At 71.8% G+C, this 11,374-nt stretch carries 9 protein-coding genes and 1 pseudogene; 5 read left to right on the top strand and 5 right to left on the bottom strand.

The window, feature by feature from the left end; translation table 11 throughout:
- The first annotated feature begins 718 nt into the window (after positions 1-718).
- The 4 genes from E4P41_RS15010 (at position 719) to E4P41_RS14995 (ending at position 5,241) form a co-directional block, all read left to right on the top strand.
- The gene (locus E4P41_RS15010) at positions 719-2,773 is read left to right on the top strand and encodes a DEAD/DEAH box helicase (RefSeq protein ID WP_245177368.1); all 2,055 of its coding nucleotides are present in this window, start codon (positions 719-721) and stop codon (positions 2,771-2,773) included.
- Positions 2,774-3,164: 391 nt separating this feature from the next.
- Positions 3,165-3,371 (top strand): DUF2191 domain-containing protein, encoded by a 207-nt coding sequence (locus E4P41_RS15005; RefSeq protein ID WP_135142079.1) that lies wholly within the window; start codon positions 3,165-3,167, stop codon positions 3,369-3,371.
- On the top strand, positions 3,368-3,784 hold the full coding sequence (locus E4P41_RS15000) for a PIN domain-containing protein (RefSeq protein ID WP_209307733.1): 417 nt from the start codon (positions 3,368-3,370) through the stop codon (positions 3,782-3,784). The genes E4P41_RS15005 and E4P41_RS15000 overlap by 4 nt, the downstream gene beginning before the upstream one ends.
- Positions 3,785-4,083: 299 nt before the next feature.
- Entirely contained in the window at positions 4,084-5,241 is a 1,158-nt protein-coding gene (locus E4P41_RS14995; RefSeq protein WP_135142077.1) for a hypothetical protein, read from the top strand.
- 60 nt (positions 5,242-5,301) lie between these two features.
- Here E4P41_RS14995 and E4P41_RS23335 read toward each other — a convergent pair.
- Positions 5,302-6,174 (bottom strand): annotated as a pseudogene (locus E4P41_RS23335) (DEAD/DEAH box helicase family protein); the annotation flags it as partial.
- On the opposite strand from E4P41_RS23335, the gene E4P41_RS23700 reads away from it, so the two are divergent.
- Complete coding sequence (locus E4P41_RS23700; RefSeq protein ID WP_135142075.1) at positions 6,170-7,468, top strand: DEAD/DEAH box helicase; 1,299 nt, start codon at positions 6,170-6,172, stop codon at positions 7,466-7,468. The pseudogene E4P41_RS23335 and the gene E4P41_RS23700 overlap by 5 nt on opposite strands.
- Positions 7,469-7,727: 259 nt before the next feature.
- Here E4P41_RS23700 and E4P41_RS14980 read toward each other — a convergent pair whose 3' ends face one another.
- From E4P41_RS14980 to E4P41_RS14965, 4 genes are all read right to left on the bottom strand, one after another.
- Positions 7,728-8,003, bottom strand: a complete 276-nt coding sequence (locus tag E4P41_RS14980; protein WP_135142074.1) for a type II toxin-antitoxin system RelE/ParE family toxin — start codon at positions 8,001-8,003, stop codon at positions 7,728-7,730.
- Positions 8,000-8,275, bottom strand: coding sequence for a type II toxin-antitoxin system Phd/YefM family antitoxin (locus tag E4P41_RS14975; RefSeq protein WP_135142073.1), 276 nt, complete (start codon positions 8,273-8,275; stop codon positions 8,000-8,002). Before E4P41_RS14975 ends, E4P41_RS14980 begins: the two co-directional genes overlap by 4 nt.
- Before the next feature lie 4 nt (positions 8,276-8,279).
- Positions 8,280-8,585, bottom strand: a complete 306-nt coding sequence (locus E4P41_RS14970; protein WP_135142072.1) for a hypothetical protein — start codon at positions 8,583-8,585, stop codon at positions 8,280-8,282.
- A 385-nt stretch (positions 8,586-8,970) separates the two neighbouring features.
- Complete coding sequence (locus tag E4P41_RS14965) at positions 8,971-11,220, bottom strand: DEAD/DEAH box helicase (protein WP_135142071.1); 2,250 nt, start codon at positions 11,218-11,220, stop codon at positions 8,971-8,973.
- Positions 11,221-11,374 lie beyond the last annotated feature (154 nt).

Below are 11,374 nucleotides of genomic sequence, written 5' to 3'. Positions count from 1 at the left end.
TGGACGGGGCGGCCGGACTGCTGCCTCCCTGGACACGGCCGGCTCGAAGTCCTCGTCGAGGACGCGGGACAGTTCCTCGCCAGGTCGAGGATCTCCTCGAAATTGCGCGGCGTCGTGATCACCCTCCCTCGAGATGCTTCCGCCGGGCTCTCCTGGCATGGACAACGGCCAGGAGACCGTCCTCAGCTGCGAGGTAGCCGACTTCCACCACGGTCACGCCGTGACGAGCTGGGCCGGCGGCCATGGTTCGCTCGTGATCGCCGTGGTCCGGGAGCGGGCGGGCGACGGGCCGGGAATGATGCGTCCTCGCACGCGTTGGCATGAGCGGGGCACCTGATCACGCGACCGAAGCCGGTCGTCCGACGCCCCTGTGCTGTGGTCACCAGCCCACCCACCGGCGGCTCCGGGTTCCCGGTGAGAGGCCGGCCGAGGTCCGCGGCGTCGCTCCTCGGAGATCCGAGACCGGCTCGGGGTTCCGAGCACCCGGGCCCTTGCTCGGGACGTTCTTCGTCCCGGTCGCGGGGCCGTGCGGCATGCTGCCGCGGCGACCGTGCCCGGCAATTCAGAGGAGGAGTCCGTGGCTCGACCAGGCCAGCGCCGGACGGGCGCTCGCCGTACCACCCCGCGGAACCAGCGACGGGGCCGCCACCGCGGCGACGTCGTCTCGGTAGTCGCCGGAGCCGTCCGTGAGGTCGAGGCGGCCGTCCAGCGTCGCCGCGTGACGCCCGCCGTGCGCACGAAGTTCCAGGCCGTCGCCCTGCTGGTGCGCGAGGAGCACGCGCGGGTCCGAGCGGACGGCGCCGGCAGCGACAGCAACCGGGCGGAGCGCCTGAAGCGCCTCGACGGGATCGCGACGATCCTTGCGCGGACCGCCGTGGGCGACTCCGCGCTCCTGGCGCTGCTCGCCGAGGACGCCCTGGTCTCCGACGCCGCCAGGTCGCTCAAGCGCGACATGCTGCGGAACGCCGGCATCGAGTTCCCCCTCGACGAGGCTCCGCCGGTGGAGCGCGCGGCCGTTCCCGCCACCACCGAACGTCAGGTCGTGCCGCAGTCGGTCATCTCCCGGCAGCTGGCCAACCCCTTCCTCGCCCCCGACTTCTCGGCCGCACGCCCCAGCGCGCCGCGGCCGCGCCGCCTGGCGGGGTGGGAGCTGCTCGACCCGCTGTTCAGCTCGTTCGAGCGCGCCGGCGGGGAAGCCCCGGCGTGCATGGCGCTCCCCGCGCCGACGTCCCGGTTCACCCCGGTCGGCCTGGAGCTGATGCCGCACCAGGGGCAGCTGGTCGCCGCGGCCGCTGCCGGGCACCGCACCTTCCTGCTCGCTGACGAGCCGGGTCTGGGCAAGACCGCACAGTCGCTGCTCGCGGCGGAGGCGGCGAAGGCCTACCCGCTGCTCGTCGTCGTGCCGAACGTCGTCAAGACCAACTGGGCCCGTGAGGCGGCCCGCTGGACGCCCCACCGCCCGGCCACCGTGGTGCAGGGCGACGGCGAGACGGTCGACGGCTTCGCCGACATCGTCGTGGTCAACTACGAGGTGCTCGACCGCCACATGGGTTGGCTCGGCGACTTCGGCTTCCGCGGCATGGTCGTGGACGAGGCCCACTTCATCAAGAACAGGACCTCGCAGCGCTCGCAGCACGTCCTCGCGATCTCCGAGCGCATCCGGTCCCGCAGCGCACGGCACCTGCTGATGGCGCTGACCGGTACCCCGCTGATCAACGACATCGAGGACTTCCGGGCGATCTGGCAGTTCCTCGGCTGGATCGACGACAGCACGCCCCTCGACGAGCTGACGGACGCGCTCGAGGACACCGGTCTGACGCCCGCCGACCGGGGCTTCCACGCCGCGGCGCGCCAGTGCGTGATCGACCTCGGCATCGTGCGCCGCCGCAAGGTCGACGTGGCCGCGGACATCCCCGACCGCCGCATCGCCGACCTCCCCGTCGAGCTGGACGGACCGGTCGGCCGGTCGATCCGGGCGGCCGAGCGCGACCTCGCCCGCCGGATGGTGACGCGGTACGAGACCGCGCTCGCGAACCGGTCCGCCGATGCCGTCGTCGAGGGCATCGACAGCGGTATCGACAGTGGCATCGACAGTGGCATCGACATAGACCTCGTCCGCCGGGTGGCCCGGTCGGAGCTGAAGGACGCGACGACCGCGCAGTCCGGCGAGAACGTGTTCACCATGATGCGACGCATCGGCCAGGCGAAGGCCGAACTGGCCGCGGACTACGCGGCGCAGCTGGCCCGCAGCGCCGGCAAGGTCGTCTTCTTCGCCAAGCACGTCGACGTGATGGACGCCGCCGCAGAGACCTTCGCCCGCCGGGGGGTGCGCTTCTCGTCGATCCGTGGCGACCAGACGCCCACGGCGCGGCAGGCGAACGTCGACGCCTTCGTGAACGACCCGGACGTCGCCGTCGCGGTGTGCTCGTTGACCGCAGCCGGCGTGGGCCTGAACCTGCAGGTCGCCTCGAACATCGTGCTGGCCGAGCTGTCATGGACCGACGCGGAGCAGACCCAGGCCATCGACCGCAGCCACCGCATCGGGCAGACCCAGCCGGTCACCGCGTGGCGCATCATCGCCGCGCAGACCATCGACGCCCGGATCGCCGAGCTGATCGACAGCAAGGCGGGGCTCGCCGCCCGGGCGCTGGACGGGTCGGACGAGGAGGTCTCCTCGTCGGCCGACGTGCAGGTGGAGGCGCTCGTCGCATTGCTGACCGACGCGCTGTCGGCGTCGCCGCAGTCACCCGCAGCCTCACCGACCGGCTGCTGACCCGGGGACGTCTGGGGCCGACTCGAGCGACGAAGCCCCCGCCGGCGCGCCACGGCAGCTCGACCAGGGGGTGGCCATGCTCCCGTCAACGTCTCATCGCGCAGTCTCTCGTCGCACCCGGCCGGGTCGAGCTGTCCGCGGCTCGCGGATCGGGGTGCCGCAGTGGGCCACTGCCGGACCTGGCCGGGTCGGATTACGGACGGCGTCCAGCAACCGCGTCGAGCTCATCGGCGGAAGACCACGTTCGTCGTGCGGCTCCTCCGTGCCGGGCTCGTCCGCCCTTTCCGCCGTCGAACGCCCGCGGGTCGGCAGCTGCGCAATACATCTCTGCCACGGCACCCGTCTATATTGCGGCCAGGCCTCCTATATACGCACGGAAAGGACTTCCCCGGTGACGAAGCGTTTGATCGACCTCGACGACGAGCTGCTGGCCTCAGCGCAGCGCGAGCTGAAGACCACCGGCGTGTCGGACACGGTCCGCGCCGCGTTGCGGCAGGCGGCGAGCGCCTCTGCCCGCGCGCGGCAGGTGGCCTGGCTGCGCGAAGGGGCGCTGGAGACGATGGCGGATTCGGCCCAGCGAGCTGACGTGTGGCGGTGATCGCCCGGTTCCTCATCGACACGAGTGCGGCGGCCCGGATGCGGTTGGCCGCCGTCGCGGACCGGTTGGATCCACTGATCACCGGCGGCCTGGTGGCCACCTGCGCCACCTTGGATGCCGAGGCGCTCTACAGCGCCCGCAGCCCGGAAGAGTACGAGCAGTTGCGTGCCGACCGCCGCGAGGCTTACGAGTACCTGCCGACCGACGACGGTCACTGGCAACGTGCGTTCGACGCGCAGTGCGCATTGGCTCGTACCGGGCGGCATCGGGCGGTCGGCATCGCCGAGCTGTTGACCGCGGTGCTGGCAGCCGAGCACGGGATGACGGTCCTGCACTACGACGATGACTTCGAGATCGCTGCCGAGGTACTCGAGTTCGAGAACCGATGGGTCCTGCCGCGGGGGTCCGTGTAGCGGAACCCCGGGCGGGTGTGCACCAACCGGTGTCCGAGCGGGGACTCGGCTGCATACGGACACGGCTACGGTCGCGATCGGCAAGGGTCTCGAGGCCTCGCAGTGGCCGAGCCGGGGGGCGGTGCAGGGCCGTCGCGATCGGCAACCGACTGGGGCCTTGTCTACAGCGGTTGCAGAGCCGATGGTGGACCTGCGGCCCGGTTCGTGCGCTGGTGGAGGGTGATCGCGGTTCGCGATCGCCCGCGTCGCGGGCTCCCGCACGGTGGGTCGAGTTCGACGAGGCCGGAGGGCTGCAGGCGATGAGCGAGTACCAGTACTACGAGTTCGTGGCAATCGACCAGCCGCTGACCGAGGACCAACAGGCGGAACTGCGGACGATCTCCACCCGGGCCCTGATCACGCCCACCAGCTTCGTCAACCACTACGAGTGGGGTGACCTGAAGGCCGAGCCGCGGCGGCTGGTCGAGGGTTACTTCGACGCGTTCCTCTACCTGGCCAACTGGGGAACGCGCCGGCTGGCGTTCCGGCTGCCCGCCGAGGTGTTCGGCTCCTCGGCGACGGCCGTGCTGAACCGGTACCTCGTCGGTGACTGCTCGACCGCGTGGACGACCGGTGGGCACGCGGTCGTCGACCTGTCCACCGGGGACGACGACGGCGAGTACGACGACGACTGGCTCGACGGCTCGGGCCTGCTGGCCTCGATCGTGCCGGTCCGCGCCGAGGTGATGGCCGGGGACCTGCGGCTGCTCTACGTGGCGTGGCTGCTCGCCGTCGTGAACGGTGAGGTCGACGAGGACGAGGTCGAGCCGCCCGTCCCCCCGGGACTCGACCGGTTGAGCGCGGCGCTGCGCATGGTGGTCGACTTCCTGCGGATCGACCCCGATCTGGTCGCCGTGGCCGCCGAGCGCAGCGCTCCGCTCCGCATCGACGACACGCTGACCGAGCTGTCCGGCTGGCTGGCGCAGCTACCGGAGGAGAGCAAGGACGCCTTCCTGCTGCGGGTCGCCCGTGGCGAGGGGCCGAGGGTGCGCGCGGAGCTGTTGGCCGGCTGCCGTCGGATGGCCGCGTCGTTCGGGGCCGGCGGAGAAGGCGGCCGGACGGCGGGAGAGCTGCTCGCGTGGGCCCGGGGGCGCCGTGAGGATCGGCAGCGTGCGGCCCAGGAAGCAGCCGCCCGGCGGGCCGCGGAGCGTCGCCTTGCCGCCGAGCGCGCTCGCGAAGCGCACCTGACCCAGCTCGCGGGGCGGCAGGACCAGGCGTGGCGCGAGGTCCTCGAACTGGTCGAGCGCCGCACCGCGGCCGACTACGACGCGGCGGCGGCGCTGCTCGCCGATCTGGTGGAGGTCTGCCGCCGGGAGGGCACCAGCGAGACGTTCGCGGACCGGGTCGCGCAGCTGCGCCGGGAGCAGCGCCGCAAGATCTCCTTCCTTCAGCGACTCGACCGTGTCGGCGTGGTGTGACCTGACGTCGCACCCGCACAGGGCCGCGCCCGCGTCGCTCGTCACCGATGTCAGTGCCGGCTATCTGACCAGGCGCCGCGGGTCCGGGAAGCCGAGGCTGGTGTAGCCGGGAGCGCGCTTGGCCAGCGATGAGGCGAGGACGCCGGTCGCGACGTCGTGGTAGTCGTGCACCTCGGCGGTGGCCTTGCCCGGATGTGGGCGGAGAACACGGCCGGCGTACTGCACGAGGCGTCCTCTGAAGGCGACGGGTGCGGCGAGGAACAGGGTGTCGAGCGCCGGGCAGTCGAAGCCCTCACCGACGTACGGGCCGGTGGCTACGACGAGCAGCGGCGGTCCCTCGGGTCGGGGATCGAGCTGGGTCGAGGCGGCGACGCGGACTCTGGCTCCCATACCACTGCGGAGCACGACCGGCTCGTGACCGTCCTCGCGCAGTGCGGCGGCCAGGCGGTCGCGGTGGTCGGTCCACTGGGTGAGCACGAGGCAGTGCCGCCCCCGAGCCAGGGCCGCGATCACGTCGTCGGTGACCTGACGCGTGCGTGCGTCATCGGCCACGAGCTCGCGGTAGACGGCAGCGATGCCGCCGGGCGCCGAAGGATCGGCGTCCCCGGTGTATCGGAAGCCGGTGGCGTGGACGTGCAGAACCGGCTCCGGAGTGTCCGCTGACCGGCCTTCGGGGGTGCCGGCCGGTGCCGGGACGAGGGTGTGGCGGACCGGGCCGAGCTGGAGGGCGATGAGGTCGTCGAGCCGGTCGCGTCGGTACGGGGTGGCGGTCAGCCCGAGCCACCGGCGGGCCGGGACCTGCCGGACGGCGTGCTCGAACGCGGCGGCGGGGACGTGATGGCACTCGTCGACCACGACCAGCCCGTAGTCGCGGGTCCATCCTGCGACGTCGTCGTCCCGGGCGAGGGTCTGCAGGGTGGCGACGTCGATGACCCCAGTGGTCCTGCTGCGCCGCGCCGCCGAGCTGGCCGGCCGGAACGCCCAGCACCAGCGTGGAGACCGCGTGGTGGGCGATCAGCGCGCAGGCCATGACCGTCTTGCCGGCCCCGGGTGGAGCGACCAGGACGCCGAGCTCGTGGCCGGCGAGGACGCGAGGTCCGCGAGCTGGTGCCGGTGTGAACGGACGAGGAGCTGCAGCGTCGGCGCGCCGAGCTGTTCGCGGCCGCGATGCACGTCCACGAGGTGTTCGCCCGCCGTGCGGGGACCCAGATGGCGGCGAACCTGCGTACCTGGATGGCCCTGCAGACCAACGAGGTCGAGACGACGGTCGGCCGTCAGGTCGCACTGGCCGCCTGGCAGGCGTTCTTGCTGCCCGTGCCGCTCGCCTCGACGACGTTCGCCTCGCTGGCCCGCCTGCTGCGAGACGTGCCGACCGGCTCGCTGTGGCTGGCTGATCGTCGACGAGGCCGGGCAGGCGGTGCCCGCTGCGGCGGTCGGCGGGCTGGCCCGGTTCCCGCGGGCTGTCGTCGTCGGCGACCCCCAGCAGCTGGAGCCCGTCGTCACCTTGCCGGCCGCCCTCGTAGCCGAGCTGATGCGGCACCACCGTGCCCCGGCGGAGCTTGCGCCCAACCGCGCGTCGGTGCAGACGCTGACCGACTCGGTGAGCCGCACCGGGACCGAGCGGCTGGGAAAGTGGATCGGCCTGCCGCTGCTGGTGCACAACCGTTGCCTGAATCCGATGTTCACCGTGGCCAGCGACATGGCCTACGACGGCGCGATGATCCACGGCCGTCAGGGGTCGGACGACGCACACCCGCTGGGACCGAGCCGGTGGTTCGACGTCCCCCGCCCCGACGGCGCCCACTTCCGGAACGAGGACGCCGAGCAGGTCCTCGCCCTGCTCCGGCAGCCGGACTGGGCCCAGCTGCAGCCGATCGCGGTCATCTCCCCGTTCAAGGAGGTCGTCCGTGGGCTGGCACGGCGGATCCAGCGAGAGGTTCTCGGGCTGCTCCCACCCGAGCGCCTCCAGGACCAAGGGGAGCGGGAGAAGGCGCTGGAGGCGGTGAAGGTCGGCACGGTGCACACGTTCCGAGGCCGGGAGAAGGTCGCGGTCATCCTCGTGCTCGGGGGCGGCTCGCCCGGCGCGCGCCAGTGGGCGGCCGGCAGCCCGAACCTGTTAAGCGTCGCGGTCACCCGCGCGAAGGACCGGCTGTACGTCATCGGCGACCGGTCGAAGTGGAGGAACGTCGGCCACGCCCGAGCGCTGGACGCGCAGCTACCTCTATGAGAGATCCGGGAACCTGGGCAGGAGGTCGTCTCATCGAGTGCCGATGACCTCGCCGGCTCGGGGAAGCATCGCGTCGGCGAGCGACCGACCCGCGTCAGGCGTTGGTGAGATGCGCATCCGAGAGTACGAGCCAGTACGCGCCCACACCGATGAACCATCGACGATCGGACCCACAGACGTCGAGCCGTGGGGGTTCAACTCGGTGTCCGAGGGCGACACGGTACGTCCGCACACGCCTGCCCCCGCGTGAACGGGCCCGTCAGCCGTAGACGTCGGCGCGGTGCGCGATGCGCACGACTCGGACGAGCACCTCGTCGTCCTGGATGGAGTAGATGACGCGGTACTGGCCTCGTCGCGCGGACCAGTAGCCCTCGAGCTCGAACCGCAGGGGCTTGCCCACGCGGTGGGGGTCTGCGGCGAGCGGCCCGTACAGGAAGTCGACGACCGCAACGGCCACCGGTTTGGGAAGGTCGCGCTCGATCGCCCCCTTGGCGGCTGCCGACAGGACGACGGTGTAGGCCCGGGGGCCGGTCACCGGCGGCGGGTCGCGAGTGCGGCCCGCACCTGGGCCTCGTCGTAGACCTCGCCGCCGGCCATCTCGGTCTCGGCCTGCCGGATTGCAGACCTGGCCTGGGGATCCGAGAGGATCTCGAGGGTCTCCATCAGGGACTCGTAGTCCTCGACGGCGAGGATGACGGCGACCGGGCTGCCGTTCTTCGTGACCGTGACCCGCTCGTGCGTGCCGGCGACCTCGTCGATGACCTGACTGAAGTGCGCCTTCACCGCTGCCAAGGACTGCGTCGTCATGACCTCAATTCTGGTCAGGCAGCCAGTCGCGGTCAAGGAGGTCCATCGGCGGACGCCGAGCAATACGGCGTCCATGGAACCTCTCCGCCGGCGGGTCGACGACGGTGGTGATCCACCGGTCGGTCGCCACGTGCAGGCTCCAGCTCACGTCGCCACCTGCGTCGAGAGCCGCCTCCAGCGCCGCCGCCCACTGGTGATCGGTCCTCGTGACCGAGGAAGGGCCTGGTCGGGAGAGCGCGAGGGCGAGGTGCGCCGGGTCGCCGGAGTCCCCGACCACGGTGTCGCGCAGTTGGCGGACGAAGCCGGTCACCCTCGGATCCGGCCGCGGGCCAACCCTCGAGATGGAGAGCGCACGACCGATTCGGTGGCCGGCGGAGTCGAGCCACAGCAACGACAGCACCTGATCGGGCGCATCGGGCTCGGAGAGCACTTCGGCCCACCAGATGCTGAGCTCAGCGGCGGAAGTGATCGGAACGGGGGAGCGCAGGACTTGTGACATGCCCGGGAGCCTCCCGGCAGGAACCGACATCAGTCCGCGTTGTCCCCAGGTGGCGGATCTCCGGGACCTGTCACTTGCCGGAGCCCAAGACGACGCAACCCCCACGGTCGGTGACCGCGGGGGTGCTCTGCTGTGTCCGAGGGGCGACACGCTACATACGCACACGGCTCCGGGCCTGGTGATCCGACCTTGCTCGCTACCGAATGAGGCGTCGGGGATCCGGGAAGCCGAGGCTGGTGTAGCCGGTCGCGCGCTTGGTCAGCGATGCAGCGAGGACGCCGGTCGCGACGTCGTGATAGTCGTGCACCTCGGCGGTGGTCTTGCCGGGAAACGGACGGAGAACACGGCCGGCGTACTGCACGAGCCGGCCTTTGAAGGCGACGGGAGCGGCGAGGAAGAGCGTGTCGAGCGCCGGGCAGTCGAAGCCCTCGCCGATGTAGGGGCCGGTGGCGACGGCGAGCAGCGGCGGCCCGTCCGGTTGTGGCTCGAGACGCGCGAGGGCGGCGGCCCGGGACTTCGCGCCCATGCCGCCGCGGAGGACGACGGGTTCGTGCCCGCGCTCGCTCAGCGCGGTCACGAGCCGGTCCAGGTGCTCGGTCCACTGGGTGAGCACCAGGCAGTGCCGGCCACGGGCGAGAGCGCCGACGACGTCATCGGTGATCTGTCCGGTGCGGGCGTCGTCGGCGATCAGGTCGCGGTAGATCGCCGCGATGCCGCCGGGAGCGGAGGGATCGGCGTCGCCGGTGTAGCGGTAGCCGGTGGGGCGGACGTGCAAGACCGGTTCGGGGGCCTGGAGGTCCGAGAACCGGCTGCCCAGAGTGCCGGAGCGAGGTTGGGCCACGGTGTGGCGGACCGGGCCCAGTTGCAGGGCGATGAGGTCGTCGAGCTGGTCGCGCCGGTACGGCGTGGCGGTCAGTCCGAGCCAGCGGCGAGCCGGGATCTGCCGCACGGCGTGCTCGAAGGCGGCGGCGGGCACGTGGTGGCACTCGTCGACCACCACCAGCCCGTAGTCGCTGGTCCAGCCGGCGACGTCGTCGTCCCGGGCGAGGGTCTGCAGGGTGGCGACGTCGATGATGCCGGTGGTCTTGCTGCGTCCGCCGCCGCGCTGCCCGGCCTTCACGCCGAGCAGTTCGCCGATGCGGGCGCGCCACTGGTCGGCCAGCGCCTTGCGGTCGACGAGCACGAGTGTGGGGACGGCGTGGTGAGCGATCAGCGCGCAGGCCATGACCGTCTTTCCGGCTCCGGGCGGGGCGACCAGCACGCCGGCTTCTTGGTCGGTGAGGGCCGTGAAGGCTTGCTGTTGCTCGGGATCGAGTTCTGCGGCGAACTCGAACCTCTGCGTTTCGCCGGCGGTCCGTTCGTCGGTGAGCTGGAGGCGGCTGCCGGCCTGTTCCACGAGGGCGGTGAGCTGGTCCTGCAATCCGCGCGGTAGGAGCAGGTCGCCGGTGAGTGTCTCGTCGTAGTTGCGCAGGAAGCGTGGGGTGTCCCAGGTGGAGGCACGGCGGCGCTGCCGCTCGTAGAAGACCGGGTTGGGCATCGAGGCGGCGTGCTTGAGTGTGGCGAGCAGCGCTGGGGGCAGCGCTGCTGTTTCGACCGTGATCCTGGCACCGAGTCGGGCACGCACCACCGCGGGCGGCTGCACCGCGATCTTCGTGGAGGTGGGGGAGCGAAGCCGGTTCACCTCGGCGCCGACGGCGACCTGGCCGAGTCGCTGCGCCAGCCGGTCGACCTCCTTGGGTGTGAGTCGCCCGAGGCTGGACAGGTAGGACCACTGGTCCTCGTGCGGCTCCATGGTGGCCAGGTCGAGGAACACGGTGGCTCCGCGGCGGCGGGCGCGGCCCTGCAGGGGCGCCGCGATGAGATTGCCGAGACCGCCGACTGCGAGGACGTCCTGGGAGGGGAAGAGCCGGTCGTAGCTGGCCAGGTCCATCCGCCCGCGCACGGCGATCGCCTCGCGCAGGAGTCCGGTGCCCACCTGGCGGGCAGTGGCCGCGGGGACGGACGCGGTGAAGAACAGCCAGACATGTGCGCCGAGACCTGAGCGGGACACCTCCAGCGCCGCCGATGCGCCGACCGTGCGGGCGGCCTTGAGGTAGGCGAGCGCATCCAGCATGGCGGCGGGACCGTCGAAGTCGGCGGCCAGCCAGTGGCAGCGGTCGCCGTCCAGCAGCGGATACAGGCCCAGCTCCAGCTCGCCAGACAGATGGGCGGTGGTGACCTCGTCTGTCAATGGCAGGTACTCCCGGTCCGCGGCCGGCACGCCCTTGCGCCAGCCGCCGCGCACCGCGGGCACCCAGCCTCCGCGGCCGGTTCGGGCGTTCTCCCACCGCAGCGCGTACGCGTCGGTTCGAGCGGCGAACAGGCTGGCGAAGAAGGCTACCTTCGCCGCCGGCGGGGAACCGGCGTGCGCCGGTCCCGGCTGGCCGTCGAAGACGCCGGTCTGCACGGGGCCGGGTGGGCGCGCCTGCCCCGGCGTAGTAACTCCCTGAGCGGTTGAAGACCCAGGACATCCCCCTGGTGGGGTGAACGGGCTTGGTGTCCCAACCCCAACCAGGAGGATGTCGTGTCGAACCGTAGCTCTCGTCGGCTGTCTCGTGGAG

The sequence above is a fragment of the Geodermatophilus sp. DF01-2 genome, assembly GCF_004571065.1.
In the GTDB taxonomy this organism is placed as follows: Bacteria; Actinomycetota; Actinomycetes; order Mycobacteriales; family Geodermatophilaceae; genus Geodermatophilus.
The sequence above is the reverse complement of the archived record's forward strand: the minus strand, read 5'-3'. Positions and strand labels throughout refer to the sequence as shown.